General features: G+C 43.4%; 29 protein-coding genes. 11 read left to right on the plus strand and 18 right to left on the minus strand.

From position 1 onward, the window contains the following. Window positions 1–226 precede the first annotated feature (226 nt). The 3 genes from ABIL00_01505 to ABIL00_01515 all read left to right on the plus strand — a co-directional run bounded on the left by ABIL00_01505 (window position 227) and on the right by ABIL00_01515 (window position 4,878). Entirely contained in the window at window positions 227–1,027 is an 801-nt protein-coding gene (locus ABIL00_01505; protein MEO0109444.1) for a T9SS type A sorting domain-containing protein, read from the plus strand. A 234-nt stretch (window positions 1,028–1,261) separates the two neighbouring features. Continuing rightward, the gene (locus ABIL00_01510) at window positions 1,262–2,944 is read left to right on the plus strand and encodes a hypothetical protein (GenBank protein MEO0109445.1); all 1,683 of its coding nucleotides are present in this window, start codon (window positions 1,262–1,264) and stop codon (window positions 2,942–2,944) included. Continuing rightward, entirely contained in the window at window positions 2,941–4,878 is a 1,938-nt protein-coding gene (locus tag ABIL00_01515; protein ID MEO0109446.1) for a transglutaminase-like domain-containing protein, read from the plus strand. The genes ABIL00_01510 and ABIL00_01515 overlap by 4 nt, the downstream gene beginning before the upstream one ends. An 8-nt stretch (window positions 4,879–4,886) precedes the next feature. Here the strand turns inward: ABIL00_01515 and ABIL00_01520 are convergent, their stop codons facing one another. The 3 genes from ABIL00_01520 to ABIL00_01530 are packed head-to-tail and all read right to left on the minus strand — an operon-like array spanning window position 4,887 to window position 8,860. Then, the gene (locus ABIL00_01520) at window positions 4,887–6,398 is read right to left on the minus strand and encodes a bifunctional response regulator/alkaline phosphatase family protein (protein MEO0109447.1); all 1,512 of its coding nucleotides are present in this window, start codon (window positions 6,396–6,398) and stop codon (window positions 4,887–4,889) included. Next, window positions 6,395–7,585 (minus strand): HAMP domain-containing sensor histidine kinase, encoded by a 1,191-nt coding sequence (locus ABIL00_01525; protein MEO0109448.1) that lies wholly within the window; start codon window positions 7,583–7,585, stop codon window positions 6,395–6,397. The genes ABIL00_01520 and ABIL00_01525 overlap by 4 nt, the downstream gene beginning before the upstream one ends. A 3-nt stretch (window positions 7,586–7,588) precedes the next feature. Continuing rightward, window positions 7,589–8,860, minus strand: a complete 1,272-nt coding sequence (locus tag ABIL00_01530; GenBank protein ID MEO0109449.1) for a sugar transferase — start codon at window positions 8,858–8,860, stop codon at window positions 7,589–7,591. 91 nt (window positions 8,861–8,951) lie between these two features. Here ABIL00_01530 and ABIL00_01535 point away from each other — a divergent pair, with 91 nt between their 5' ends. Then, window positions 8,952–9,353: a TM2 domain-containing protein gene (locus ABIL00_01535; protein ID MEO0109450.1), complete on the plus strand. Its 402-nt coding sequence runs from the start codon at window positions 8,952–8,954 to the stop codon at window positions 9,351–9,353. Window positions 9,354–9,383: 30 nt separating this feature from the next. Here ABIL00_01535 and ABIL00_01540 read toward each other — a convergent pair whose 3' ends face one another. From ABIL00_01540 to ABIL00_01595, 12 genes are all read right to left on the minus strand, one after another. Then, window positions 9,384–9,884: a helix-turn-helix domain-containing protein gene (locus ABIL00_01540; protein ID MEO0109451.1), complete on the minus strand. Its 501-nt coding sequence runs from the start codon at window positions 9,882–9,884 to the stop codon at window positions 9,384–9,386. Continuing rightward, window positions 9,877–10,308, minus strand: coding sequence for a D-Ala-D-Ala carboxypeptidase family metallohydrolase (locus ABIL00_01545; protein ID MEO0109452.1), 432 nt, complete (start codon window positions 10,306–10,308; stop codon window positions 9,877–9,879). The genes ABIL00_01540 and ABIL00_01545 overlap by 8 nt, the downstream gene beginning before the upstream one ends. Before the next feature lie 62 nt (window positions 10,309–10,370). Beyond that, the gene (locus ABIL00_01550) at window positions 10,371–10,745 is read right to left on the minus strand and encodes a hypothetical protein (protein MEO0109453.1); all 375 of its coding nucleotides are present in this window, start codon (window positions 10,743–10,745) and stop codon (window positions 10,371–10,373) included. Window positions 10,746–10,919: 174 nt separating this feature from the next. After that, window positions 10,920–11,732: a hypothetical protein gene (locus ABIL00_01555; GenBank protein MEO0109454.1), complete on the minus strand. Its 813-nt coding sequence runs from the start codon at window positions 11,730–11,732 to the stop codon at window positions 10,920–10,922. Continuing rightward, the gene (locus tag ABIL00_01560; GenBank protein ID MEO0109455.1) at window positions 11,722–12,312 is read right to left on the minus strand and encodes an RNA polymerase sigma factor; all 591 of its coding nucleotides are present in this window, start codon (window positions 12,310–12,312) and stop codon (window positions 11,722–11,724) included. Before ABIL00_01560 ends, ABIL00_01555 begins: the two co-directional genes overlap by 11 nt. A gap of 2 nt (window positions 12,313–12,314) precedes the next feature. Further along, entirely contained in the window at window positions 12,315–12,617 is a 303-nt protein-coding gene (locus ABIL00_01565) for a hypothetical protein (protein MEO0109456.1), read from the minus strand. A 21-nt stretch (window positions 12,618–12,638) separates the two neighbouring features. Further along, window positions 12,639–13,241 (minus strand): BsaWI family type II restriction enzyme, encoded by a 603-nt coding sequence (locus ABIL00_01570; GenBank protein ID MEO0109457.1) that lies wholly within the window; start codon window positions 13,239–13,241, stop codon window positions 12,639–12,641. Next, on the minus strand, window positions 13,238–14,092 hold the full coding sequence (locus tag ABIL00_01575) for a site-specific DNA-methyltransferase (protein ID MEO0109458.1): 855 nt from the start codon (window positions 14,090–14,092) through the stop codon (window positions 13,238–13,240). The genes ABIL00_01570 and ABIL00_01575 overlap by 4 nt, the downstream gene beginning before the upstream one ends. Window positions 14,093–14,155: 63 nt before the next feature. Beyond that, a complete protein-coding gene (locus ABIL00_01580; GenBank protein MEO0109459.1) occupies window positions 14,156–15,664 on the minus strand; it encodes a hypothetical protein in 1,509 nt (502 codons plus the stop codon). Between the two features lie 206 nt (window positions 15,665–15,870). After that, window positions 15,871–16,218, minus strand: a complete 348-nt coding sequence (locus tag ABIL00_01585) for a hypothetical protein (GenBank protein ID MEO0109460.1) — start codon at window positions 16,216–16,218, stop codon at window positions 15,871–15,873. 100 nt (window positions 16,219–16,318) lie between these two features. Then, complete coding sequence (locus ABIL00_01590; protein MEO0109461.1) at window positions 16,319–17,308, minus strand: sigma-70 family RNA polymerase sigma factor; 990 nt, start codon at window positions 17,306–17,308, stop codon at window positions 16,319–16,321. Window positions 17,309–17,551: 243 nt separating this feature from the next. Further along, window positions 17,552–18,730, minus strand: a complete 1,179-nt coding sequence (locus ABIL00_01595; GenBank protein ID MEO0109462.1) for a T9SS type A sorting domain-containing protein — start codon at window positions 18,728–18,730, stop codon at window positions 17,552–17,554. A 142-nt stretch (window positions 18,731–18,872) separates the two neighbouring features. Between ABIL00_01595 and ABIL00_01600 the strand changes: the two genes are divergently transcribed. Then, window positions 18,873–19,187, plus strand: a complete 315-nt coding sequence (locus ABIL00_01600) for a hypothetical protein (GenBank protein MEO0109463.1) — start codon at window positions 18,873–18,875, stop codon at window positions 19,185–19,187. Between the two features lie 324 nt (window positions 19,188–19,511). Here ABIL00_01600 and ABIL00_01605 read toward each other — a convergent pair whose 3' ends face one another. Further along, window positions 19,512–19,958: a hypothetical protein gene (locus tag ABIL00_01605; protein MEO0109464.1), complete on the minus strand. Its 447-nt coding sequence runs from the start codon at window positions 19,956–19,958 to the stop codon at window positions 19,512–19,514. Window positions 19,959–20,146: 188 nt separating this feature from the next. Between ABIL00_01605 and ABIL00_01610 the strand changes: the two genes are divergently transcribed. From ABIL00_01610 to ABIL00_01635, 6 genes are read left to right on the plus strand one after another with little or no spacing between them, the layout of a single operon-like run. Then, a complete protein-coding gene (locus ABIL00_01610) occupies window positions 20,147–21,817 on the plus strand; it encodes a T9SS type A sorting domain-containing protein (protein ID MEO0109465.1) in 1,671 nt (556 codons plus the stop codon). A gap of 54 nt (window positions 21,818–21,871) precedes the next feature. Continuing rightward, window positions 21,872–22,399, plus strand: coding sequence for a flavin reductase family protein (locus ABIL00_01615; GenBank protein MEO0109466.1), 528 nt, complete (start codon window positions 21,872–21,874; stop codon window positions 22,397–22,399). A gap of 49 nt (window positions 22,400–22,448) precedes the next feature. Next, window positions 22,449–22,844 carry a class II SORL domain-containing protein gene (locus ABIL00_01620; GenBank protein MEO0109467.1) on the plus strand — a complete coding sequence of 132 codons (396 nt, stop codon included), beginning with the start codon at window positions 22,449–22,451 and terminating at the stop codon, window positions 22,842–22,844. 11 nt (window positions 22,845–22,855) lie between these two features. Further along, window positions 22,856–23,359, plus strand: coding sequence for a rubrerythrin family protein (locus ABIL00_01625; protein ID MEO0109468.1), 504 nt, complete (start codon window positions 22,856–22,858; stop codon window positions 23,357–23,359). 12 nt (window positions 23,360–23,371) lie between these two features. Next, window positions 23,372–23,833, plus strand: coding sequence for a redoxin domain-containing protein (locus ABIL00_01630; protein ID MEO0109469.1), 462 nt, complete (start codon window positions 23,372–23,374; stop codon window positions 23,831–23,833). Window position 23,834: 1 nt separating this feature from the next. Beyond that, entirely contained in the window at window positions 23,835–24,389 is a 555-nt protein-coding gene (locus ABIL00_01635; GenBank protein MEO0109470.1) for a nitroreductase family protein, read from the plus strand. Here ABIL00_01635 and ABIL00_01640 read toward each other — a convergent pair. Both ABIL00_01640 and ABIL00_01645 read right to left on the minus strand, forming a co-directional pair. Further along, window positions 24,373–25,266 carry a phosphoribosylaminoimidazolesuccinocarboxamide synthase gene (locus ABIL00_01640; protein ID MEO0109471.1) on the minus strand — a complete coding sequence of 298 codons (894 nt, stop codon included), beginning with the start codon at window positions 25,264–25,266 and terminating at the stop codon, window positions 24,373–24,375. The two genes, ABIL00_01635 and ABIL00_01640, sit on opposite strands and share 17 nt — an antisense overlap. Next, window positions 25,266–25,916 (minus strand): SagB/ThcOx family dehydrogenase, encoded by a 651-nt coding sequence (locus tag ABIL00_01645; protein MEO0109472.1) that lies wholly within the window; start codon window positions 25,914–25,916, stop codon window positions 25,266–25,268. The genes ABIL00_01640 and ABIL00_01645 overlap by 1 nt, the downstream gene beginning before the upstream one ends. Window positions 25,917–25,946 lie beyond the last annotated feature (30 nt).

Consider the following 25,946-nt stretch of genomic DNA (forward strand, 5'->3'; position numbering starts at 1 on the left):
TCCAATCTCTTCCCCAATTTCTTCCCGGAAAAAAGGGATGGTTTTATCCCCAATCTCTTCTCCTGAAAAAGGGAGAAGAAAATCTCTAATTACCTTCCCAATTTCCGGTCTAATTTTGGGCGGGAAAGAATTGGGAGTGAAGTATTGAGTTTTTTGGTTTTCCTGCCTCACGTCGAGCGCGTATTAGGTCTCTTGACAAAAGACTTTTCTTGGGTATAATAGAAGTATGAAAGATAAAGAGATAAAAGGAGGGGAGATGCTTAAAAAACTATCTTCAATTTTTATATTGCTATTAGTAAATAGCCGATACCTCTTGGCAAATCCTCAACATCCGAGAACCCGGGAGCAGGTAAAAGTACCTTTTGATGTCAATGAAGTTATTGAGCGGGTTTCCCACAATAAGATGAGGGAAAGGGAGGCTCTGAACGGTGAATTTCTGATTGATACCACTATCGTTTATGGTTCAGCACCGTATGAGCAACGTTCTCCTTCAGTTGCCTTTGATGGCACAAACTATCTTGTGGTTTGGCAAGACACCCGGAGGGGTGAGTATGACATTTATGGTGCCAGAGTAAATCCGTCTGGAATTGTTATTGATTCGTTTGCGGTATCCGTGCAGACTGGAGACCAATATTCCCCAGCATTAGCCAGAGGCTTAGGAAATCAAGTTCTCATAACCTATTCCGGTTGGACTGGTGAATATCAAGGTAGAACTTATAACACCTATCGCATCTGGGGCAAGTTCTATCCATTTATTGGAATTGAACAGGACCGCTATCCGCCTTTATCTGGCCGCTCACCACTAAAAATCTATCCCAATCCGGCAAGTTCCGTTCTCTGTGTCCATTGCCCGTTTTCCGTGAAAGGGATAGAAATCTATGATGTTTCCGGAAAGTTAATATCTGTTTACCGCTCTCCGTTCTCCCTTAAAGAAAAAGAGGTCAAAATCTCACTTAAAGGAATTAAGGACGGGGTCTATTTTATAAAAATTGGTAAAGAGGCTAAAAAGTTAATAGTGAAGAGGTAATAGAGGCAGCTAATCTCTCTTTTTTCTGCTTTCCTTATTAAAGACTCAAAGGTGAGGTTACTCTTTCTTGACTATTTCTCCATTCGGAACCGACCCATCCTGGTGAGCGGCGTAAGCACTTCCGATGTTTATTTTGTCGCTGTGGGAGAGGGATAAAGAGAAAATAAGGATTTGCTTTTTGATGTTCTCTTGACAAGAAGAAAAAAAGGTTTAAGATAAGTTATGGAGGTGTGTATGCGGCGGCATTTCATTTCATTTCTTTTTTTCTCTCTGCTCTTTGCTTACCGCTACGCGGTGGTGGTAAGTGAGGCAACTTATAATCTGCCGGAATGGCGAATGGTGGTTGATTCTCTCGCAAATAAACATTCCGCAGCGGTATTCCGTTGGACTTCCAGTCCCCGGGATCTCTTACCCCAACTTGTTTCTTATTTTCCCGATTATGTTGCCTTTGTCGCCCGCCCAGTAAGTGAGGTGAATGCCAATTTCGTCCGGACTTGTCATCAGATGACCAGGGAGTTTGATTCCGACCCTTATGGGGATGCGGTTTGGGGGATAATCACTGGTTATACTGCGGATGATGCCTTAAGGGTCATCCGGTTTGACAGTCTCCTGATAAGAACCTTTCTCGGAGGGACAAATTGCACCTGGGGTGACTGGCTTGAGAAGGGAATCGCTACTTATGAGGCGGAATATAACCGAATTCGGTTCCATTTTCCGGACCGGAGAATTCTTGACACCATCTGGCCGGAGAGATGTCCTACTGATAGATGTACCCTTTTGGTCAATTATTTGAATTCCGGATTTAACGACTCGGTTCCGGGTAGGCCCAGGATTTCCGGACCGGTTGATATATTCGTCACCAGTGGCCATGCCGACCAACATACCTGGCAACTCCATTATCCATCTTCTGGTTCGGAGGGTTTTTTCCGTTCTTCTCTTGGTCAATTGCGCGGTGACCCTTACAGTGGCAGTTCCCGCAATGTCAATTCTTCTAATCCGAAAATTTACTTTCCGGTGGGAAATTGTCTGATGGGCGATGTCTCGGATATGGACTGTATGGTCTTAGCCTGGTTCCATTCCGCCGGGGCGATTCAGATGACCGGTTATATTGTGACGACCTGGTATGGTTATATGCTCTGGGGACTCCCGGCTTATTTCCATTTGCTCCAAAATCGCCATAATTATGCTCAGGCTTTCTATCTCAATAATCAGGCGTTAATCTTTGACCGGATTAATAATACTCCCGGAACCAATCCCTCTGGTCTAGACTATGATAAGGATAATGTGGCTTTTTATGGGGACCCAGCCTGTCAGGTAAAAATCTATCCGGTGCGTGAACCTTGGTATTCGGAATCAATTGCGGTGCGACCCGGAGAAAGGGTGGATACCTTTTTGGTTAAAATCCGAGCCAACTACGACTCTTCTGCCTTGGGTTTCAGTGGAGTATCGGGAAATCGCCATCCGATTGTCTTCTTACCGGTGAGGGTGGAAAGTGTTTATGTGGAAACGACCGATGCCCACCAGGTAGTGATTACGGATAATTTTGTCCTTCTTTATGTCTGGTATCAGGGGCAGAGGAGATTTTTGCGGGGCGAAGAGAGGTTTGTCCGATTCACCGCTAAGCCGATTCCTGTTGCCTTAGCCGAGAGAAGGGATGAGGGGAAGGTTTTCTGGATCACCTCAGGAAAATTCCTTTTTGGTGAAGAGCCGAAACTCTCTTTTCTTTTAGCCAAAGATGGGGTTTACCATCTGGCGGTTTATAACCAAGAGGGGAGACTCCTTTGGCAGAAAAGGGAAAAGAAGAGAAGGGGTCTTTATTCCCTTTCCCTGCCTGAGGGATTAAAATCCGGTGTCTACTTCTTAATCGGGAGGTTTGGTAAGGAAGTGATAAGAGAGAAGTTTCTCCGGCTGCGATGAAAGAGAAATCTTTTCTTTTAGGGAGTTTCATTTTTATCTCTCTTCTTTTTGCCGCGGATTGGGAACTGATTGATTCGGTTAAGTTGCGGACAATCATTCCCCCAAAGAAAGGCTTTTATATCGTTTTTGACGACCCGATTGAGAGCCTTCTTGTCTATCTTCCTTATGATTCCTTAACCCCTCGGGCAAAGGAGGCGGTGGCAAGGTCTCCTTCCTGGTTGAAAAGTGATTTGGCGGATAACCTCCGGCGTCTCAGCCCGGAGCGGCAGGATCTTTATGCCAATCTCATTCTTTCGGCTTCCTCTCCCTTTGTTGACGAGATTTCCTTTCAGGTTGCCCATATCCCTTTTTCTATCTTAGGTTCTGACAATTTCTATCCCCAACTTTTAATTGAGAATGTAACCGACCTTTATAAGATTGATTCCCTCTTAGATTACGCCGAGATTTTAGACTATGGGGTTCCGGGTCTGGATACCGATTACTATTCCACAATTCGTTATCGGATAAGAAACGAATCCGGTGATACGATAGAAGTTATTCAACCAAAGGAGATTTACTATTGGTATATTTTACACCCCAAAATTTCCCGCGAGTTTTCAACATATGTTGATTCTCTAACCGGTGAACCATTACCCCCTCCCCGGGGTAAATTCTGGCGGAACTATCTTTTTTATCATAGTGATCCGGGTTATCCAATCTTAAAGGACTATCTCTTAGGAATTAGAACCCTTTGGAATTCTTTGAGGAATGATACCGCCAATAACGGGGCGATTGGGGCGATAAATAATTGGCTGAGGCGGGTGATGGAGTTCCGGAGTCCCCAGCGCCGAACTTATCAGCCGGTGCAAATCTATACCCAACACCACGGGACTTGCACCGAATGGGGAATCTTGACCCCAGCCGTTGCCCGCGCCGGTTTAATCCCTTGTGTTCAGACCCGAGCCTACGGCAATAATCACTGCTGGAATGAGTTCTACGAAAGGCGCTGGGTGCAGTGGGAACCGGTGAATAAGATGATCAATGATACAACGAGATACGATCCGGCGTGGTGGAATTTGGCAGTCGCTAATAACTGGCGGGGTGATGGTTTTTGGTGGACGGTGAGTGAAAGATATACCCCTCATTGCACATTGACGGTAAAGGTTTTGGACCGGGATAGTTCTCCGGTTGACGGCGCCCGGGTTCTGATTGCTGGTGGTCCCCAGCCGGTGAATTGGTTCTGTGCCTTTGCTTATACCAACCAAAATGGGGAAGTGAGATTCACCCTTGGTGACACCAATAGTTATGATTGTGCGATTGAGAGTGAATTGGGTAATATCTCCTTTACCCGGGTGATTAATCAGGCAAGAGCGAATACCCATTACCAAATAGTTTTTAACCTTTCTGGTTCAATGCCCCACTTAAACCTCACTTCCGATACCTTGCCCCAGAATCCACTCAACCGCTACCGGGTGGAGATTTCTCTTCGGGTGGAGAACGAGATAATTTTTGGTTTTCATCCGGATGATAATTCTTTCTTTGCCCAGAGAGGCGAATTGGGTAATGTTCACTTTTTTATCGCTGATTCTTCAAACTTCTTTCGCTATTTAAGGGGTGAAAATTTCCGAGCATTTCTCATTTCCGAGGGCATCAGGCAACTTGATACCTCTTTTATCTTTCCTACTGACCAACCTTATTATTTAATCTTCGCTAATGACGAGCGGATTGGCAATGGTGTTGCCTTAACGCTCACGGTGCGATTATACCGAGTAGTAAGCGGCGCGGAAGAGAGAAAGGAGAGTTCTATTCCTCCTCACTTCCCATTTTCCTTAAGGAAAGGTTTAAAGGTTTTTAATATTTTGGGGAAGCGGGTCAAGAATCCCGAAGAAATCCGGACCGGGATTTATTTTATATTAGAGAAAGGGGGAAGGTGGAAAAAGATAATTTTGCGCTGAATAAAGAACTATTTCCCTTCCAAAATGGCTAAGGGTAAGAGCATCTCTTCTAAGGAGATGCCGCCGTGCTGGTAGGTTGCCTTATAGGTCTTTTCGTATTCGGTCGGTTTGGTGGGGTAGATGAAGTAAAAGTCGGATTTGGCAATGGCAATTTTCACATCCGGTGCCTCCTTGGGTAGTTTTAATTTCTCCGGGGGAAAGAGGAAGGCATTCCGACTCTCAATTCTCAATGCCGAACCGTATTTGTAGCGGAGGTTAGGAGAGATTTCCATCCCGCCGTAAATGACCGTTGGCCTTTTCACTTTGATGAAGCCGTGGTCCGAGGTGATGACCACTCGGCAGTCGCGCCTTGAGAGTTCTTTTAGGAATTGATAAAATGGGGAGGATAAAAACCAGGTCCTTGTTAATTGGAGGAGGCTAAATTCGTTCTCTAAGATTTCATCCAAGATTTTACCGGAATGGGCGGAGTGGATGAGAAAGTCAAGGAAGTTGATAATGATACAAGCAAACCTTAAATCCTTCCGCAGAAGCATCCCCCGGTTTTCTTCCAAATCACTACTCTTTAAGGCTTTGAGGTAACACCAATTGCCCCCAACCCTTTCCCTTTCTAATAGTTTTTGGAGGAGTTCCTTTTCGTAGCGGTTCTGACCGGTATCATCAAATACCCAATAGTGAGGATACTTCTCGTAGATGGTTAAGGGTAAAAGGCCCGAGAGTAAGGCGTTACGGGAATAGGGGGTAGCGGAGGGTAAAAGGGAGAGGTAGTAAAACTGGCGGAGGTTAAAGTCTTCCCGCAAGAGAGGAACTAAGAGTTGCCATTGGTCAAGGCGCATAGAATCAAAGATGAAGAAATAAAGGGGTTTATCTTTTAAGTTGGGTAAGAGGAAATGGTGGAAGACCTGATGGGAGATAACCGGTGGGTCTTCCTTTCCTTCCAGCCAGAGGGGATAGGTTTCTGAGATGAATTCACCAAAACTTTCATCCGCTTTCCGGATGAGGTCATTTATGGTCTCCTTCAAGCCTTCTTCCCCAAATCTTTCCAAGAGGAATCGCCACTGGATGAGATTGAGATAATAGTCAAGCCATCCGGTAAAATCTTTTGGTTCCCTCTCTTCTCTCAGGAATTGGAGATAATCCCTTTGCAGCCTTTCGCTAAAAATCTCTTTCTTCTCCAAGAGCCTTTTCAGTAAGGAAACAATTTGGGTCGGGGAGAAGGGCTTGACAATAAAATCGTCAACCAGTTTGGCATAAGCCTCTTCCATCAGTTCCTCTTCGCTCCGCTTTGTCACCATCACGACGAAGATGGAAGGGTCAAAGTTTTTAATCTCAGAAACAACTCTTATCCCATCCATCCCCGGCATCATCTGGTCAACTAAAATTAGGTCGTAACTATTCTCTTTTGCTAACCTTAACCCATCCGGACCATTGGCGGCGGTATCAACCGCATAACCCTTTTCTCTTAAAAGATAGATATAGGGTCTTAAGGTTTCAATCTCGTCATCAATCCAAAGAATTCTCATTTCGGAAGGGGCAAAAGGATTGAGAAGGTTGTTTTCCCTTTTTTGCTTTCTATCAGTGATAATTTCCCTTTGTGATACTCTTCAATAATTCTCTTTGCTAAGGCGAGCCCAATCCCCCAGCCGTGTCTTTTTGTGGTCACACCCGGCTTAAAGATATCTTTTATCTTCTCCCTCGGGATGCCTTCCCCGGTATCCGTGACCAGAATTTGATAATAGGAGAGGTTATCTGCCTTTTGGCCCGTAAGGATGATTGTGCCCACTTCCTGACCGATGGCATCAATACTATTCTTTAAGATATTTTCTAAACTCCAGGAGAGGAGGATTTCGTCTAAGGGAAGGGTGGCGTCTTCTTTTATTTCAAGGGTCATTTTGATATTCTGGGGGGCGCGTTTCTGTAAGAAAAAGAAGGCGGATTCAATCACTCCCTTGATGGAAGTGGGAGATAACTTTGGTGGTTGACCAATCCGGGAGAAGCGCTCTAAGACCTTTTCCATCTTTAAGACATCTTCCGCCATCTCTCTTAAGATTTTCTCTTTGGCGGGTGGGTTCAATTCTTGAATGGAGCGAAGCGTTTCCAACCAGCCGGCAAAGGAAGAGATGGGGGTCGCTAATTGATGGGCGGACTCTTTAGCCAGAAATGCCCAGACCTTTTCCTCTTCCCCCCTTTTGTAAACCAGAATTGACCAGGCACCAATTAAAAGGAAAAAGATGAGGAAACCAATTTGGAGGTAGGGGAAGACGGAGACGAAACGGGCGGTTTGGGAGACACCGTAATAGATTTCCCCCAATACCTGTTGGTTACCATTCTCATCGGTAAAGGTGAGGAGGATGGGTTTCTTCTCCCGCCGCAACCTTTCTTTTATCTTTTTTAATTTCTCCGGGTTTAAGTTCTTCCCTAAATTCCGATAGCCAACAATCTCCCCTTTCTCATCGGTGATGATGATGGGGAAGTCAATCTTTTTAATCACCTCTTCAAAGATAATGTCTAAGGCTGGGGAACTGGTCTCTTCGGTTTCGGTGACCCGGGACATATATTCCGCATAGATGCGGGAACGCACCTCAGTTTCCTCAGCCAGTTTGCGCAAGAGGAAGGAGGAGAAGAGAAACCAGAAGATGGCTAAAAGGAAGGAACCAAAGATGAAGTAAACGATGATAAACTTCTTCCCGAAACGGATTTGATTTTTCATACCTCAATAAGCCCCCCGCTGGGAAAGCACGGCGGGGATCGTTTTCAGGATGATTTTGATATCCATAAGGAGGTGCCAGTTGTGGCAGTACTTTTCGTCTAAGGCGACCCTCTGGGCATAAGAGGTATCGGTGCGACCTGAGACCTGCCAAAGACCAGTCACCCCGGGGAAAAACTTAAAAGGCAGGCGGGAGGCATTCTCGTAATATTTAATTTCATCTTCCACAATCGGCCTCGGTCCGACGAGACTCATCTCTCCCTTTAAGACATTAAAGAGTTGGGGAAGTTCATCAATACTTAAAGAGCGGAGAAATTTACCCAAGGTTGTGACCCGAGGGTCATTTTTTAATTTATAGGTCCGGGCGAATTCTTCCCGCAGTTTTGGGTTAGACGCTAAGATGGCGGCTAATCTCTTATCCGCATCCTTCACCATCGTCCGGAATTTAAGGAGATAAAAACTCCTCCCTTTCCGACCAATCCTTTTATGGCGATAGAAAATCGGTCCCGGGGAATCAAGTTTGATGCAAAGGATAATGAAGAGAAGAAAGGGGGCAAGGAGGGTGATGATGCAGAGGCTCAAAAGAAAATCAATCACCCTTTTGAGGCGCATCGTCAGAGTGAAAAAGGGGAAGTCCTCTACCCTTTTTAAGGGACAGCCGGCAAAATAAGAGAAGAGACGACAGGATTTTAAGAGGAAAAAATCGGCTAAATAATTTTTCATCAGGTTCTTAATTTCCGTATCCACCTCCTCCAGGATTAAGGCACGGAACTCTTTAATCCGGCCTAATCGGTCAGCAATGGTCGGTAGATAATTCTTCATCTCTTCTTTTGTGATTACTTTTACTGGTTCTAACCGACACCAATCCAGAATTTTGGGGTAGGGATTACTTTGGTGATTTGTTACTAAAAGAATGGGAATTTTTCTTTGCGGCCGAAGGATTAAATTTAAGACCGGTTCCAAAATATTTAGCGAAAGCCATAAGATAAGCCAGGAGAGAAATGGGACACTCCCTAAATTTAACCCTTTGCCTAAAAAGAAAGAAAGGAAGATTAGCAGAAGGAAGATAATTTGGGTCTTAGGGTTTGTCCCATAGAAGGGGGGTAGCACTGATTCAAAGATCCCAAAAAGATAACTGAAGAAGAGAAAGGAGAAATAGAGGATGATTAGTAGAATAAAGGGAATCCGGAAGATTATCCCGGGTAGAAAAAAGAAAAGGAAAGAAAGAATAAATATAAAAGACAAGGAACTTTTTAAACTCTCTTCCTTCTCTGCCATTTTCTTTTTAAGGATACCCGAAAAATCGTTTTTGTCAATTCCGATTGACTTTTCCCTTTTTCCCTTTATAATTAAAAAGACAGGAGGGAATATGTATTGCCGATCTTGTGGTAAGGAAGTAGCAGAAACCGCGGAGATCTGTGTCCAATGCGGGAGTAAACCCTTAGCCGGTAATAGATACTGCCAGAACTGCGGCGCGGAAGTTGATCCGAAAGCCGAAGTCTGTATTAAATGCGGGGTGCGATTGACAAAGGCAAAGGCAATCCCTGAGGGACAGAAGGATTGGCTCACCGCCTTACTCCTATCCATCTTTTTGGGCTATTTGGGTGTTGACCGCTTCTATTTGGGTTATATCGGACTCGGTATCCTAAAACTCTTCATCTCCCTTGTCACCTTAGGTTTTGCCGCTTGGATTTGGTGGATTATTGATATCATCTTAATCGCTACCGGTCGGTTAAAGGACGCGGAAGGCAGGGAACTTTATAGGAAATAAGCACCATACCCCTTTTTGATAAAGGTCGCTTCACCTCTCGGTGAAAATCCAAAAGATTTTTTGGCAATTCTGGCAGAGGAGAAACTCTCTCTTCCCATTTCGGGAATGGGCAACATAGGTGAAGTTGATAATGGGTGCCGAGAACTGGCAATAGGGGCAGAGGGCAAAATCTCTTACCGCTTCCCCTCTTTTATAAGAATAGGGATTTTTTTCTCTTACCGCCAGGGCTTCCGGGACAGTGATGGGCATCTTATCCTTTTCCGGAGAAGGGGTAGGGGTTATTCGGTATAAAGAGATTCTTCCTGGATAATGTTCGTCTTGGATAATCCCTTTCTTTTTTAGCGATTGAATTGCCCGATTGACGGCAATCCTCCCTTTTTTAATCACGGCACTGATTCTCCTCTGGGGGAGATAACACCGATTCTGGTTTAGAGACCGGAGGAGAAAGATTAGGACCTTAAGTTCCGTCTCCTTAAAATCTGCTAATTGGTCAATGAGATGGTTGGGAAACTTGGTCCAACCCTTAGACATCTTTTCCCCCTTTTAGGCGAAGGGCAAAGAATGGTTTTAGTGAATGCTGGGGAAGTTCAAAATGGAGAACTGGGGGCAAGTCGGGATATAAGACGATGCGAGAGATCCCGATGAGGAGAAGTTGTTTAATTAAGAAGAATCTTTCTTCGGGACTTTTGACCAGTAAATCAACCGCTAACCCTTTGAGATGGGGGGAATTTTTTTCGCCCCCAACCTTTTTGTTATAATTCTCACAGCGATAACCGGAGAGGATGATTAAAGGAAAAGGTGAGGAGCGGGCTAAACGGAGCAAAATCCTTTTCAAGGCAATAAGGTTTTTTAAGTATGCCGCCGGAATCTCCTGGCAGCACCGGCAAAATAAAGAGTCAATTTTAGTGAAGGAGATTTCTAACTCCTTCCCTTCTTTTAAGATCGTTTCTTTCATAAATTCCTCCATTTTAATAAACTTGTGGAAGGGGGAACTTCTTCCCCCTTCCATTCCCCTCATTACGGCACCGGTGGGAGAGTGAGGCCGAAGATGTCAACCCGGATTCTTTCTAAGACCGCAGCAGAGAGGGCACGGGCAATCCACTTATTTTCCGCAATCCGGACCTCGTTATAGAGGACATCGCCACCAAAGTTATTGACCAATCGCCAGATTTCCCGGGCATAAGAGAGATACATCGGATAGAGGGTAATCGGTACCCCTTCGGCGTCTAAGACCGTCTTCGCCGCTTCTTCTAAGGCAACAAGATTCGGGAAGATATCCGCCACTTGCTCCACCATCTTCTCCTTCTGGCCGCTGAAGCGCTGTCTTACGACATCCGGGTCTACTTTCACCTCGTATTTCTCCTTTCGCCTTAAAGCATTTCTAACTGCCATACCTTTCACCCCCTTTCCCACCCAGGATTTGTCCTTTTCCGGACCGAGTGGGAAACACTTACCAATTTTCAAAGAGCCTTGAGGTTTTTACCCCTCTATAATAAATACGGAAATGACCCTAAAAAAAGGACACTAAATTTTTCCTTATTTTATAAGTTTTTGAAAATGAAGGACCTAAAAATTAGGGGTTTCTTTAAGCTTTTTAATTTTCTGCCAGACCTTTGACTTATTTTGATATTCCGGGTAATTATGGTAGATATATTCTAATAGAGTTAAGAGGGGATATTTACCATATTTTAATTTAATTTCTTCAATCCCCTTAATAATCTCTTTATCCACACCTTTTATTAACCCCTTAGCAAATTTTATCCCTTTTTCGGTTAATCGGTATTCAGTGAGGGTTTTATCCGGTTCAAAGAAGTCGGTAATCTCTTTTTCCATTAGAGAGAGGCGGGTCTTTTTCGCCACCTTTTCTATGAAACCCTCTTCCTGGAGGAGGTTTAGGTCTTCGTATAACCTTTTATCAAAAGGACCGAGCCGGTGGGGGGTAAAGGAATAGAATTCCTTGAAATAATGGGAGAGTTGTTTCTCCTTTGCCAATAAGAAGAGGTATTTCATCAATCGGGTAATACCCATTATCTTCTTTCCCAGGGCAAAGAGGAGGAGGATTAAGAAATCTGCTCTGCGGGTTAGAGGGAGGACGACTTTCTCCTCCACCTTCTTTTGCTTTAACTCCGCCAATTTCTTTTCTATCCTCTGCCAGACCCTCTTTTTAGTATCTTCGGGCATTGGGGGCGAGGAAAAAGTTTGCCATAAGAAGAGAGAGAATTTAATCTCTTCTTTCAATCTTTCCTTTTCCTTTTTGGTCAATTTTGGATATCGGGCAAGGAACTTTTCTACCAAAACCTGGTCCGTTAATCTCTTTTTCTCTTTCTTATAAAACCTATCAAACTCCCCAACCAGTGAAGATAGCCAATCACTTTTCATCTTTCCCTCCAATAAAGTTATACCTCTTTCTTAACCAGGGGGAATTTTTTAAGGCATTTCGGAATTCCTTTTTTGCTCGGAATAAAATCTTTTTCACATTCTCTTCTCTTTTCCCTAACTTCTGGGCAATCTCTTTTATCTCGTAACCTTCTAAATAATATAAAATTAAGACGGTCCCGTAATTCTTGGGTAATTTTGAGAGTGCCTTAATCAATTCTTCCCAATCCCTTTTCTGCCCGAGTGAATCTTCGGGGTTGGGATTATCCCTGGCTAAGGAGAATGCTTCTTTGGGAGATTTTTCTATTGCCTCTAAACTTTCTCCCTTTGTCCTTTCCCGGTGGATTTCCGTGATTTCATTCCTGGCGACAATAAAGAGCCAACCGGCCAGAGTGCCACTTCTTAGTGTGGGGAGGAGGGAGAGGAACTTTTCAAAGGTGCGGGCGACAACCTCTTCGGCATCGTCTTGATTTTTGAAGACCTTGAAGGCATAGGCATAGATTAGCGAGCGGTAGTGCTCATAGATTTTAGCGATAGCGGATTCGTCCCCTTCTTTCGCCCTTTCTAATAAATCATCCGGCATCTTTAAGTGAAATCAATTCTTTGGTAGTCTTCTTCGGTTAAGCCGTAGCGTTTTAATATCTCAAAATTCTTCAAGAGGGTTGCCCTTTCCTGGTGATGGTCTTCGGGGTGATAGATAATAAGAGAATCCGCATAGGTATTTAATAGAGTTAAGAGTTCTTCTTTTTTCATCTTCTCAATTTTGAGATTAAGGGCGTATTCTTCAATTAACTCTAAGAGATTATTAAGTGCCTCGGCGGCAGTGATTAAAAGGATTGGCTTGTCGGGGTTAATCCCTAAATTTTTCAAAAAATTTTTGGTATCCATCTAAATTGCCCCCTAATTCCTTTAAGTTAGAAAATACCTCTTAGACCTGGTCTTTAATAATCCTTTTTTCCAGTAGAGGATATCCTTAGGTAAATCGGTGATAAATTTTACTATTCCCCCTAATTTCGTCTTCTCATTTGTGGTATAAAGGGAATCCAAGAAGGTGGAAGATAGTTCTCTCTCCTTTGTTGGTTTCTCTTCACTACCCAATTCTGATTGCCACTTTTCCTTCTGTCCCCGACCCGCATCCGAAGTGACAAGAACAAATTTTATTCGGGTGAGAATCCGGAAGAGCAAACTATGGAAAAGTGTTTCGGTAAGTCTTCCGTGAAAACTTGTCTTACAACTTATCACTACTATCGGATAATTATCACTAGCGTCAACGGCGACTAAATCAATATCTCCCCATATCCTCTCCTCCTTTGATTCCTTGGTAGGGATTGAGAGATATTTATAGAGTTCTGGATATCTTTGGGGGTTATTTTCAATCTCTTTCCCCCATAAGACCTTTACGCCATCTTTTTCTAATTCTCTATTAAGATAGTTAGCCACCCAATTCTCCAACTCCTTGCCACTTTTTGTGACAAAACTTTGCCTCTCTTCTACGGTTTTATAAGGTTTCATAAAACTTTGACCGTTTCTAATATCAGTTGATTTATTTTCGCTTCCTTGATCAGTCTCTGTTTGGCAATTTTACAATAATTTTCGTCAATCTCTACCCCAATTCCTTTTCTCTTCGTTAAGACACAGGCGATGAGGGTTGTGCCACTGCCTAAAAATGGGTCAAGGACGGTGTCACCAATAAAACTGAATAGTTTGATACACCTTTTTGGCAATTCCAAAGGGAAAGGGGCGGGATGGCCAACTCGTTTTTTGCTCTCACCGGAAAAATTCCAGACGCCATTGGTCCAAGATAAAAACTCCTCTTTCGTGATATCGGTCTTACCGTGATTTTTCTTCTTCCATTTCTCTTTATAAAGAATGACAATCACCTCTACGGGGGCGATGACATAGGGGGCACTTGGTGAAAGCCAAGAACCCCAAGCGGTACGGCGGGAAATATTCCCTTCGTTCCAGATGATGGTGGAATGATACTTAAAACCAATTCTTTTTGCCAAGGTGGTAATATCGGCATAGACCGATTGCTGTCCCCCCTTATTTTTATCTAAGGGGATATTTAAACAAAATCGCCCATCATCCTTTAACACCTCGTAGCATCTTTTGAGCCATTTCTCGGTCCATTGGAGATAGTCCTCATAAGAGATTTTGTCGTCATAGAAGTTATAACTGATGTCAACATTATAGGGGGGAGAGGTGATAATCAAGTCAATCGTTTCTTCTTTCAGGTAAGTAGTTTTCAGAAAATCATCGTGGTAAATGGTCACTTCTGGGGTTTGGAAATAAATGGGAGAACTGAGATCTCGGATTAGAGATTTTTTTCTCTTTCCAGAAGAAGAATAATTTTTCTTTTTCATTATTTTACTTAATTATAATCCCTAACTGGGCTCTGTCAAGATAAATAGAAGATTTTTGGGTGGTTATGGTTTCTTAATTATCTTTTTGCTGTTAGGATAAGAGATGGGAAAACTATTCAGCGAATTGCCACTGGCATCGGTTTTGATTAGATAGACATCCGCTTCCCCGGCGCCGAAGGAGTAAGTTATGCCGGTGATGATGTATCCACCATCTGCGGTCTGTTGCAGTGAAAAACCGTAGTCGTAGAGTGAGCCCCCAAATGTCTTTTCCCACTGGGGATTACCAGTAGCATCGGTCTTGATTAAATAGACATCACTTCCCCCGGCACCCAAGGAATAGGTTGCGCCCGCAATGATGTATCCACCGTCTGAGGTCTTTTCTACCGAATAGCCATAATCCTCATCCGAGCCACCAAAGGTCTTTTGCCATTGGAGAATGCCTTGGGCATCGGTTTTGATTAAATAGATATCATTTCTCCCCGCACCATAGGAACGGGTATAGCCAGCGATGATATATCCACTGTCTGAGGTTTGCTGGATGGAATAGCCAATATCATTAAATAATGAGTCACCAAAGATTCCAATCCATTGCTCATTACCCAAGGCATCGGTTTTTATTAGATAGACATCCCTTTCCTCAGGACCGAAGAGTTCAGTATAGCCCGCGATGATATAGCCACCATCCGAAGTTTGCTGAACCGAATGACCACCATCTTCAAAGAAACTGCCGAAGGTCTTTTGCCATTGGAGATTGCCTTGGGCATCGGTTTTGATTAGATAGACGTCACTCTCCCCGATACCAAAGGAATAGGTTAAGCCGGTGATGATATATCCACCATCTGCGGTCTTTTGTACCGAATAGCCGTAATCATCATCCGAGCCACCGAAGGTCTTTTGCCATTGGAGATTGCCTTGGGCGTCGGTCTTGATTAGATAGACATCACTTCCTCCGGCACCAAGGGAATAGGTTAACCCGGTGATGATGTATCCCCCATCTGATGTCTGTTGGACCGAATAACCTTCATCTCCTTGTTGACCACCAAAGGTCTTTTGCCATTGGAGATTACCTCGGGCATCGGTTTTGATTAGATAGACATCATACCAACCAGCGCCAAAGGAATAGGTTGAGCCGGTGATGATATATCCACCATCCGCGGTCTTTTGGATTGAATAACTTCCATCCCATTCCGGACCACCAAAGGTCTTAGTCCAGCCACCCCAAATCGTGATTCGCCGACCATCCGACCAATCTGAGGTGAGCCCGTTTATATCTTTCGCTTGTGCTTTCACATAATAAGTGCCGATCTGTGTCCAAGAGTGGCTCATTGAAACCGAATCGCCACTTGCGACCCAGGGACTCCAATCTGAGGTATCGCCATCACCCCAATCAAACCGATAAGAGAGGCTATCATTATTAGGGTCGGTAGTCATTGTCTTGAAAATATATAAACTGTCTATCCGGCCGGTTAGAGGTCCGGCTGGGACTCTTGGGGTATGGGGTGGGTTGTTTCTCTTTTTACAATTAGCCCCCAGGATTAGGAGAATAGATATTATGGTTAAGGTTCGCCTCATATTACCTCCTGTCATTTAGTATAATGAGAAAGTTAAACTTGTCAACCATCGCTTTTTATTTATAAAACTCAGTCCTTCTCTTTGGCGATAGATTTTCCGCAGGGGAAATAAGAATTGATACCTTCTTTTTAAGAAAGGATTTTTCGGAAAATTAAAAATAATTAAAGTATTTAATTAGGAAATTTTTATCTTTTTATCTCTCTAACTTAATCCTCCTCATACTCCTCAATTTTGGGTGATTTCTGCCGAGATTCAAAAAGGGTATAGACTCCGCTGTATAGCATTCGTCGGCTTCGCTCCCTTGCCGCTTTCCTTCTTTCCAGCAAATCTTCAGTTAAACCGTAGGTTAAGAGTTCCCCTTCCACTGTCTCCCTCACCTCTTTGACGAAGGATTTTATATCTTCTTTTGCAATCCCATTTTCACGCGCCCATTTTTCCACCAGTTCGCTGGGACGGAAGGAAGAGAGAGATTTATCATCTTTCCAGGCTTTTACTAATTCCTCTAAGCAATAATCAGCACACTCTACTACTTTTGCGTAATCATAATTAGCCATATATCCTCCTTAACACATTAAGCATATCTTTTCTCTGTCTATAAAGATACGAAAAAACAGGGAAAAAGTAACTTTACTTTCTCTTCTTAGCGGCTGCTCTTTAATCGGGTCTAAAAACTTCACCGAACATTTCCCATCCATAACCCATTTCTGCCAGTATTTCCCGCATCTTCTTCGCCATCCGATACTTACATTCTTTTGCTGCTGCTTCAGTAGGATGGCCGGTGATTTTAATTATCTCTTTGTAAGATAGGTCAGGAAATAGGGTGATGAGTAAAAGCATCTCCCTCTCTTTAATGCTCATCCGAGACATCGCTTCAATTAGGATTTCGTGAGCCCGTTTCTGGCGATAGGCCTCAATCGGTGTCGGTGAATTAAAATCAGGAGGTTCATAGGGCTCTTTTACCCCCTCTTCAGTCCATACAAGTTTAGAGAGGGATTCTATTTTGATTTTATGGGTTCGGCAATAGTCTATTATGGCGTGGTCAACGATGGTCATAAGCCAAGAAAATGGGTTTTTTGCCTTTTCGGGCTCATAAGAAGGGAGGGCCTTTCCTATTTTCTGGAATACCTTTTCCATAATTTCCTCTACCTCTGTTTCGCTCCAATTGTGGAAGCGATTAATTCGTTCGCGGATTAAATTTTCCGTAAGAGCTCTTAAATTTTCAAAATTTTGGATTAATTCACTTTCTTCCCTCACCCTCCGCAGAGCGATTTCTGCATTTTCTCTTCTTCTCTTCTCCTCTTCGCAATAGATAAACTTTGCCTTTTCTGAGATATCAAAGAGAGACATTGTGAGAGCAGAACGGAGCATAAAAGATTCTCGCCGGTACTGCGGATTGATGGTAAAGACACCACCCCGAGGGTGAAAATAGGAGAATGGCTTTTTGGAAATTTTGGATTTATCTGGATTCCCATCCCTGTCAATAGGAAGAATATTTTTATTTTCCTTTACTTCTGCTTTCTTCATAAGGAGGGAAAGGTATGCTCGTAAAAGACCGACTACATCACAGAAGTCAAACCAACGGTCAAGGTCATAAGGATAGTCTATATTTCTTTCCTTGGCGAAATTCCTAATGTTTTGCCTCATCCATCCAGCAGGATAAGTTTCTCCCATTTCTAAACATTCCAAGGCCTTTTTATAAGCCCGGTTCAAATCACCGCAAACCAAAAAGGCGTATCTGTCATATTCCTCGGGAGGTGAGAGGGACTAAAAGAGCCTTTTCCTATTTATAAGTTTTTCCAGTTTCCTCCAAATAAAAAATTAAGCGAGAGATTAGGGTTTGTCAAGGAATCTCTTCTCCCAATAGGAAACTCGGCAGATAAAATCTGCCTACGGAATGATAGCCTTTTCTCCTTGTAAGTAATAAATCCCGCTGGGTAATTCTTTTACCGGAATAGAGTTATCACCTTCCTTTAATCTCAAATCCTTCACCTTCTTGCCCAATGAGTTATAGAGGGAAATCTTCTTTGCCTTTTGTGGATTCTTTATAAGAAGTGTTTTATCCTTTATCGGGTTTGCGACGATTCTTAAATCAACCTTTCCGGTTTCTCTCTTCTGATTATCTTCTATACCCGGGCCATAAAACTGGTAGATTCCTAAACCACTCCCACTCTCAGCAACATAGGCATAAGAAGAAACATAAACGCCGCAAGCATAGCCTGGTGTCTCATAATAACCAACCTCATGGAGATTTCGGGGGTTTGAAACATCAATCACCCTTAAACCAGCACTATAATCGGCAACATAGGCAGAGGGAGAAGAAACATAAACCTCATGAGCCTCGCCTGGTGTATCATAAGAGTCCACCTCGCGGGGATTAGTGGGGTCGGAAATGTCTATCACCCTTAAACCAGACCTTCCAGCAGCAACATAGGCATGAGGAAAAGAAATGTAAACATCCCAAGCATAGTCCGGTGTATTATGAGAGCCCACCTCCCGGGGATTAGTTGGATTGGAAATGTCTATCACCCTCAAACCACCCCCAAAGTCGGCAACATAGGCATGAGAAGAACAAACATAAACACCACAAGCCCCGCCTGGTGTATCATAATAACCGACTTCCTGCGGATTAGTAGGATTTGAAATATCAATCACCCTTAGACCAGCATAACCATCAGCAACATAGGCATAGGAAGAGGAAACATAAACATCAGAAGCCTCACCTGGTGTATCATAGTAGCCGACCTCCTGCGGATTAGTTGGGTTTGAAACATCTATCACCCTTAAACCAGAATCTCTATCAGCTACATAGGCATAAGGGAAAGAAACATAAACCTTATAAGCCTCGCCTGGTGTTTCATAAGAGCCGACTTCATGGGGATTTCTTGGGTCGGAGACATCTATCACCCTTAACGCTCCATCGGCAACATAGGCATAGGAAGAAAAAAGATAAACACCATAAGCCAAGCCTGGTGTATCATAAGAGCCAATTGAACGAACGTTCAATGAGCCACCAAAAGAGAGGGTGAAAATGAATAAAAGGATATTTCTCATAATGACCTCCTTCATTCCATTTATTTTGTATAAACAACAAAATCTCAAAAAGCCTGCCTATAATTACTAAATATAATGATAAATTTTATCTTGTCAATAGTGCTTATATTCAATATTTAAACCTAAAAATTTTTAAGTATTTTTATTAGGAGAGAAATTGGTAGGTGAAGGCGAAAGGGGTGGGGAAGGAATTTCTGAGATGTTTCCCCTCGCTTTTTCCCGCCTTTCTCTTTTCGTTTCTCTATTCCCTTTTTTCGGGCTTAGTGGCGACCTTTCTTTGGGGATATTTTCTATCCGGAATTTTCCCTTTTTAACCCTTCCTCAAGGTCATCGGGAGGGTGGTCGGGGGGATAACCAAAGAAAACCAGTATCTTTCCTGATACAACCTTGTATCGGAGAAGAGACAGGTATGTATCTTGGGCGATACATCCGAAAAATTAATCTCCGTCTTGATAGTCAAGGGCAGGAATAACTTTTGGCCGCTTCTTAAGACTTATTAATATAAGACTTATTAAAAAAGAAGAAGATTTCTCTATTATTTTCTTCACCCACTTAGAAAAGCAAACTTGGCGACCGCGGCATGGGATCCGGAATAAGAACTGGGAGCGGCTCGGGGTAATCGCGATAAAGAAGGTGATAAATACTAAAAAGAAAAACGGACCCTTTTATAAATTTTCCCAACTTTCCTACTCTATATTCTATTTCAAAATTACTAATTTTTTTTACTCCTTTTTCGGTCTCTATAAAGTAGATACCTTTTTTCAGTTCGTTTTCTTTTATGAGTCTGCCGGTTGCGTCATAGACTTTTGCCTTCTCCAGGGATATTTCTTATCCCTTTTGTTATCTCCTTCTCTTCATTTATACCTGTGCCATAAAATTGATAAATTCCTAAACCAAAATCTTCATCAGCAACATAGGTATGAGAACTTGAAACATAAACACCATGAGCCCAGCCCGGTGTATCATAATAGCCGACCTCTTGTGGATTTTTTGGCTCGGAAACGTCTATCACCCTTAAACCAGCATCTCTATCAGCAACATAGGTATAAGGACTTAAAATATAAACACCAGAAGCATAGTCCGGTGTATCATAAGAACCGACTTCCTGCGGATTGGTAGGATTTGAAATATCAATCACCCTTAGACCAGCATAACCATCAGCAACATAGGCATAGGGAGAGGAAACATAAACACCATAAGCCAAGCCCGGTGTATTATAAGAGCCAATTAAACGAACGTTCAATGAGTCACCCAGAGAGAGTGAAAATGAGTAAAAAGATATTTCTCATAATGACCTCCTCCTTAAATTTATGTCAATATCTTATCCAATTAGGAAACTCTGGGAATAATTACTTGACTTTTTTTTAATTCTTATTATAATATTATAGTCGCCCCCAGAAATAGATTAAGGGGCGAAAAGGAGAAGAGGTTATGGTTAAATACTTTATTCTATTTTTAAGCCTGAGTGGGCTTATTTTTGCCCAAAATTTAGTCCTCCCCCCATACCGAGAACCAGGAAGGGGGATAACCTCCGAGAATAAAGAGGTTTCCGAAATCGTCATTCCGGAGATTAAAGAACCGGTCGGCTTCTCCAATTCTCTGGAAGGCTATATCCCAGCACGAGAGGTCCCTTGTGAAATTGAACCGCAGGTGGAATTTGTTAATCAAGAAGTCCCCTCCATTTTGGATTGGGGAACCGATGTGGCGATTGATACTTCTTATATCGCCAGTTATGATGTTGACTACGATATGACAACTGGTTATCTCTATGCCGCGGTTGCGCCGATGTTAGACTCTGTGGTTCGGATCTATCGCTCAACGGATAATGGAAGGCATTGGACTTATATAGGCTGGATGGGACACACCCCAAGAAGTATCTATTGGAATGTGGGTTTGATTGTTGCCCGGGGCGATTCCAATTTCATCTATGTCTTTATGAAGCATAGTAGAAATAATGGTGAGATCTATCTCTACCGCTGGACATTTGATTTTTCCCAATGGACTCATTATGCGGTTGCTACTGGTGCTGATACGATTGATGAGTTTTCTGTTTGTCGGGATTACCGGTCCAACTATGGGTTATATTGTGAATGGCAAAACGAAAACCGCGGTGGCATTAACGCAAGACTCCATCGCTCCTTTACCTACGGTAGAACCTGGGATTCACAATTGGGTGGGAATGTAATTGATGCTCATATTTCCTTTGGTGCTACTTCCTATTTACTTTTAACCTGGACCACCCCCGACCGAAATGGGGTTTACTTTCAAGACAATCGGTCCTACGGAGACCCCCTCTCTTGGCGTAATTTCTATAATGTCTCTTTTGATACCTTTAACCATTATCGGCCAAGGGTTGCTTCGGTCCTAACTACTCCGGATAGTCAAGCCACAACCTGGGTTTTGTATGAGTATAACTGGCGCAATACCGGGGATTACGATGTTTGGTATGCGGTTCGGAGTCATGCTTGGGCGGATACCTGGCGCAGACGATATGGACTTAGTGTACGGTCCACACATGACGAATTCGCTCCGGATATAAAACACTATAAGTCTCTTAATTATCGTTGGGTCTGTGCTACCTATATGGCAGCGGATTCTGGTTGGGATGATTCGGTAAATGTCTACTGGACCTATACCAATAAAGATACCCCTTATGTCTGGACAAGTCACCTTCGGGTCAATGATAGTTTATGGAATGAAGCCGGTTACCTGGGTCCAAAGATTATCTGGAATCCAACGGCAGCAGGTATTGGTGCGGTTGTCTTCTGCCGTGGTGGCTTCTTCCTATTCCCGCATGGTCTTTATATGGATGCGGTAATCTTCTCTGACATCGCGGATAAGAATCTCAATAAGGCAACCGGTCTAAGAATCTCTTCTAATCCGGCAATCGGTCAGGTGAGATTCTATCCCACTTCAGGGACGAAATCGTTAGAAATCTATGATGCTACGGGCAAAATGATAAAATCCTTTACTAACCCTAAGAGTTCTATCTTGTGGAATGGTAGAGACGAAAGAGGGAAGATGGTCAATTCCGGAATCTATATTATCAAGGCGAAGACGGAGCAAGGGGAAAGGAGCGAGAAACTTCTCTTCTTGCGCTAAAAGGGAAAATAGGAGAGGGGCGGAGTTTTCTCCGCCCCTTTTTATTATTTGCCTATGGAGAAAAGAATAATAACTGATTTGAAAGAGATAACAAGAATCTTTGTTGCCTTTCCCGCGGTTTTGGTCTCATCTTCTTATGAAGGCAAGGATAATATCATCAGTATCGGGATGGTTCACATCTTCTCTTTTAATCCCCCTCTGATTGGCATTGGTGTGGCACCCAGCCGCTATTCTTATTCTTTAATCAAGAATTCAAAAGAGTTTGTGGTCAATATCCCGAATAGAGATATGGTGGAAGTGGTCAATTTCTGTGGCGAAAAGAGCGGTCGGGAGATTGATAAGTTCCAGGAGGCGAAACTGACCAAGGAGAAAGGGGAAAAGGTAAATTGTCCATTGATTAAGGAATGTCCGGTCAATTTGGAGTGTCGGGTGAAGTTTGAGTTGGCAACTGGTGACCATACCTGGTTTATTGGTGAGGTCTTGGCTTGCCATCGGCATCAAGATTACAATAAAGAAGAAAATCTTTTGTATTGGGGCGGGAGGTATTATTCAATTGGGAAGGTCTTAAAGGAGCGTTATTAAAAACCCTTGAAAAAAATTCTGTTTTTCTTATATTAACTTTGGAGGAGATATGAAAAACTTTGCCGAACTATTCCAGTCCGCGGACTGGAAGAAAGAAAAGCATACGCCGGTGATTGAGATACCGGAGAAGATAAGAAAGGGTGAAGAGATAAAGGTGACAGTGAGCGTCGGTAAGGAGATTCCCCATCCCAATACGACCGAGCACCATATCAGTTGGCTTGATATCTATTTTCTTCCCGAAGGCGAGAAGTTTCCTTATCATCTGGGTCGGTTTGAATTCTTGTCTCACGGGGCATCAGTGCAGGGACCGAATACCAGTTCGGTCTATACGAGTCCGGTCGTCAACTTCTCCTTTAAGACCGAAAAACCAGGAATCCTTTATGCCCACTCCTACTGCAATATCCACGGTTTATGGGTGAACTCCTTGGAAATTAAGTTAGAGTAATGGGAGGGAATATGAAAAAGATGACCGAAAAGGCATTGCAAGAAGCCTTTGCTGGGGAGTCAATGGCTCATATGAAATATCTCATCTTTGGGGAGGTTGCGGAAAAAGAAGGATTTCCGAATATCGCGCGCCTCTTTCGGGCGATTGCCTATGCGGAATTGGTTCATGCCCAAAATCATGGCAAAAACTTAGGTTTGATTGGCAAAACGGTTGAGAACATTGAGAGTGGAATTAGGGGTGAGACTTATGAGATTGAGGAGATGTATCCGGCATTCCAGGCGGTCGCCATTTTGCAAGGAGAGAAAGAGGCGAATTTAGGAATTCAATATGCCTTAGCCGCCGAAAAGATTCACGCCCAACTCTATAAGGAAGCGAAAGAGAAAGTGGAGAAAGGTCAAGATCTCAGTATTGATGAGATTTATATCTGTCCGGTCTGCGGTTATACCCATATCGGTCCGCCACCCGAGAGGTGTCCGGTCTGTAATGTGCCGAAGGAGAAGTTTAAGAAGTTTTAGGAGATAAAAGAGATGAGCACCCTTCTTGGCCGAAAGGCACCGATTTTTACCCTTAAAGACCATAAGGGAGATGATTTCTCTTTGAAAGACCTTAAAGGGAAAAAAATTCTTCTTTCTTTCCATCCTCTGGCTTGGACGAAGGTCTGTGCGGACCAGATGAAGTCCTTGGAAAAAAATTATGATAAATTCTTATCGCTCAATATCGTGCCGGTGGGGATAAATGTTGACCCGCTCCCTTCCAAAAAGGCTTGGGCGAAGGTTTTGGGGATAAAGAAACTCCGGCTCCTTTCTGACTTTTGGCCCCACGGGGCGGTTGCCAAACGTTACCGAATTTTTCGCCAGGCAGATGGTTTTTCTGAGAGAGCGAATATCCTTATTGACGAAAAGGGTAAGGTAATCTTCTTTAAGGTTTATCCCATTCCCGAAGTACCGTCGGTAGCGGAGATATTAGATTTTGTCAAAAAAGGGGGATAAGATGGAAGTGAGGGAGGCAATAAAAACCCGGCGGGCTTATCGGTCTCTGGACCCAGTAGTGATTAGGGAAGAAATGATTGAGGAACTCATTGAGGCTGTCCGGTTAGCCCCTTCCTGTTTCAATAATCAGCCCTGGCGATTTGTCTTTGTCACCGAAAAGGCGGTTTTGCAAGAAATTTTTAAGACCCTTTCTAAGGGCAACGAGTGGGCGACAAAGGCTTCTTTGGTCATTGCGGTTTTCAGTGAGAAGCAATTGGATTGTGAGATAAAGGGTCGGGAGTATTACCTTTTTGATACCGGAATGGCAACCGCTTTTTTAATTTTGCAAGCGACGGAATCGGGACTTGTTGCCCACCCCATCGCCGGCTATGACGAGGAGAAGGTGAAGGAAGTGTTAAATATACCCAAAGAGATGAAGGTTATCACATTGGTGATTGTGGGTAAGCACTCCGATGAAATTGGGGAACTTCTAACCGATAAGCAGAAGGAGATAGAGAAAGAGAGACCGGAAAGGCTGCCGAAAGATAAGTTTATTTATTTCAATCGCCTTCCCTAAGCGGTTTGCCAACTAAACGCTCATAGGCGGTAAGATATTTCTCCTTGGTCTTTTCTACAATCTCTGCGGGCAATTCCGGGGCCGGTGGTTTTTTATCCCAACCGATTTTAATTAGATAGTCCCGAACGAATTGCTTATCAAAACTCGGCGGAGAAGAACCAATTTGGTAGGTCTCTTTATCCCAGAAACGGGAAGAATCCGGGGTGAAGACTTCGTCAATAAGAATAATCTTTCCGTTATCTTCGCCGAATTCAAATTTGGTATCGGCAATGATAATCCCTTTCTCTTCGGCGTAACGTGTCGCCTTTTTGTAAAGACGGAGACTTGTCTCTTTAAGATAGGCGGCATTTCCTTCGCCAACAATCTTTGCCATTTCCGAGAAGGTGATATTAATATCGTGCCCTTCTTCTGCTTTGGTGGCTGGGGTGAAGATGGGTTCGGGTAGTTTCTCGGCTTCCTTTAACCCTTTTGGTAATTTTATTCCGGAGATTTCACCTTTCTCTTGATACTCCTGCCAGGCAGAACCGGCAAGATAACCCCGGACCACACATTCCACTGGTAATGGCTTTGCCTTCTTCGCCAGGATGCTTCTTCCTCTTAAGATTTCGTAATAGGGCTTTAAGGAAGGGGGGAAGAGTTCAATATCTCCGGTTAGGAAATGGGAAGGGATAATATCTTTTAAGAAATTGAACCAGAAGATAGAAAGTCCGGTTAAGACTTTGCCCTTTAATGGGATGGGGGTTGGTAGGACATAGTCAAAGGCGGAGATGCGGTCGGTGGCGATGATCAAGAGTTTATCTTCAAGGTCATAGATATCCCGCACCTTTCCCCTTTTGAAGAGTTTAACTTCGCCTAAATTGGTGGTGATTACTTCCACTATTTCTTCCTGCCCACAGGCATTATGTATTGGGGTTCTTCTTTGATGTTTAAGATTTTCTTCACCCTTTCATCAGAGAAGGCGCCAATCACGACTGTACCCAGACCCAAGGCTTCGCATTGGAGGTGGATATTCTGACCGCAATGACCAACTTCATTATGGACATACCTAATCCCCCTTTCCCCATACCGGGAAGTTGTCCTTTTATAATCAGCGGCGATTATTATATCTATGGGAGCGGAAAGGATATAATCCTGGCCCCAGGCAGCACCGGTCAATTCCTTTCTCACATCTTTATTGAGAATAAGTTTTAAGGAATGCTCTTCGGGTAGGTATTGATAGACACCGGGAGGAAGCCCTTCCACTTCCCCGGCGACAAGATAAATCTCTAAGGGATAGGTGGCACCAGCCGAAGGGCAAGTTCTGCCACCCCATTTGGCGGTTATCCCTTGGGCCGACCAGAGGATCTGGCTCACCTCTGATAGTTTCAGTTTCTCTTTTTTATAACTTCGGACCGAGCGTCTATTTAAGAGTGCCTCCTCAACACTTATTTCACTTTTATATCTGACTTCTGGTAGTTTCACCTTCTCCTCCTTTTTTTGGGGATATAAGATAGTAAAAAGGAGAAATAAAGGGATTATTCTATTCATTTCTCATCCTCTCTCGATACTTTCTCATCT

The sequence above is a fragment of the candidate division WOR-3 bacterium genome, from assembly GCA_039801905.1.
Taxonomy (GTDB): domain Bacteria; phylum Hydrothermota; class Tepidihabitantia; order Tepidihabitantales; family JBDRVQ01; genus JBDRVQ01.

Coding starts and splice junctions, on each gene's coding strand:
- ABIL00_01610 (MEO0109465.1), top strand. CDS start 20,147: ATGGTTAAATACTTTATTCTATTTTTAAGCCTGAGTGGGCTTATTTTT.
- ABIL00_01550 (MEO0109453.1), bottom strand. CDS start 10,745: ATGGCAGTTAGAAATGCTTTAAGGCGAAAGGAGAAATACGAGGTGAAA.
- ABIL00_01575 (MEO0109458.1), bottom strand. CDS start 14,092: ATGAAAAAGAAAAATTATTCTTCTTCTGGAAAGAGAAAAAAATCTCTA.
- ABIL00_01645 (MEO0109472.1), bottom strand. CDS start 25,916: ATGAATAGAATAATCCCTTTATTTCTCCTTTTTACTATCTTATATCCC.
- ABIL00_01630 (MEO0109469.1), top strand. CDS start 23,372: ATGAGCACCCTTCTTGGCCGAAAGGCACCGATTTTTACCCTTAAAGAC.
- ABIL00_01620 (MEO0109467.1), top strand. CDS start 22,449: ATGAAAAACTTTGCCGAACTATTCCAGTCCGCGGACTGGAAGAAAGAA.
- ABIL00_01565 (MEO0109456.1), bottom strand. CDS start 12,617: ATGGATACCAAAAATTTTTTGAAAAATTTAGGGATTAACCCCGACAAG.
- ABIL00_01590 (MEO0109461.1), bottom strand. CDS start 17,308: ATGAGGCAAAACATTAGGAATTTCGCCAAGGAAAGAAATATAGACTAT.
- ABIL00_01585 (MEO0109460.1), bottom strand. CDS start 16,218: ATGGCTAATTATGATTACGCAAAAGTAGTAGAGTGTGCTGATTATTGC.
- ABIL00_01635 (MEO0109470.1), top strand. CDS start 23,835: ATGGAAGTGAGGGAGGCAATAAAAACCCGGCGGGCTTATCGGTCTCTG.
- ABIL00_01510 (MEO0109445.1), top strand. CDS start 1,262: ATGCGGCGGCATTTCATTTCATTTCTTTTTTTCTCTCTGCTCTTTGCT.
- ABIL00_01570 (MEO0109457.1), bottom strand. CDS start 13,241: ATGAAACCTTATAAAACCGTAGAAGAGAGGCAAAGTTTTGTCACAAAA.
- ABIL00_01555 (MEO0109454.1), bottom strand. CDS start 11,732: ATGAAAAGTGATTGGCTATCTTCACTGGTTGGGGAGTTTGATAGGTTT.
- ABIL00_01530 (MEO0109449.1), bottom strand. CDS start 8,860: ATGGCAGAGAAGGAAGAGAGTTTAAAAAGTTCCTTGTCTTTTATATTT.
- ABIL00_01615 (MEO0109466.1), top strand. CDS start 21,872: ATGGAGAAAAGAATAATAACTGATTTGAAAGAGATAACAAGAATCTTT.
- ABIL00_01560 (MEO0109455.1), bottom strand. CDS start 12,312: ATGCCGGATGATTTATTAGAAAGGGCGAAAGAAGGGGACGAATCCGCT.
- ABIL00_01525 (MEO0109448.1), bottom strand. CDS start 7,585: ATGAAAAATCAAATCCGTTTCGGGAAGAAGTTTATCATCGTTTACTTC.
- ABIL00_01505 (MEO0109444.1), top strand. CDS start 227: ATGAAAGATAAAGAGATAAAAGGAGGGGAGATGCTTAAAAAACTATCT.
- ABIL00_01545 (MEO0109452.1), bottom strand. CDS start 10,308: ATGAAAGAAACGATCTTAAAAGAAGGGAAGGAGTTAGAAATCTCCTTC.
- ABIL00_01625 (MEO0109468.1), top strand. CDS start 22,856: ATGAAAAAGATGACCGAAAAGGCATTGCAAGAAGCCTTTGCTGGGGAG.
- ABIL00_01580 (MEO0109459.1), bottom strand. CDS start 15,664: ATGAGGCGAACCTTAACCATAATATCTATTCTCCTAATCCTGGGGGCT.
- ABIL00_01595 (MEO0109462.1), bottom strand. CDS start 18,730: ATGAAGGAGGTCATTATGAGAAATATCCTTTTATTCATTTTCACCCTC.
- ABIL00_01520 (MEO0109447.1), bottom strand. CDS start 6,398: ATGAGAATTCTTTGGATTGATGACGAGATTGAAACCTTAAGACCCTAT.
- ABIL00_01515 (MEO0109446.1), top strand. CDS start 2,941: ATGAAAGAGAAATCTTTTCTTTTAGGGAGTTTCATTTTTATCTCTCTT.
- ABIL00_01540 (MEO0109451.1), bottom strand. CDS start 9,884: ATGTCTAAGGGTTGGACCAAGTTTCCCAACCATCTCATTGACCAATTA.
- ABIL00_01535 (MEO0109450.1), top strand. CDS start 8,952: ATGTATTGCCGATCTTGTGGTAAGGAAGTAGCAGAAACCGCGGAGATC.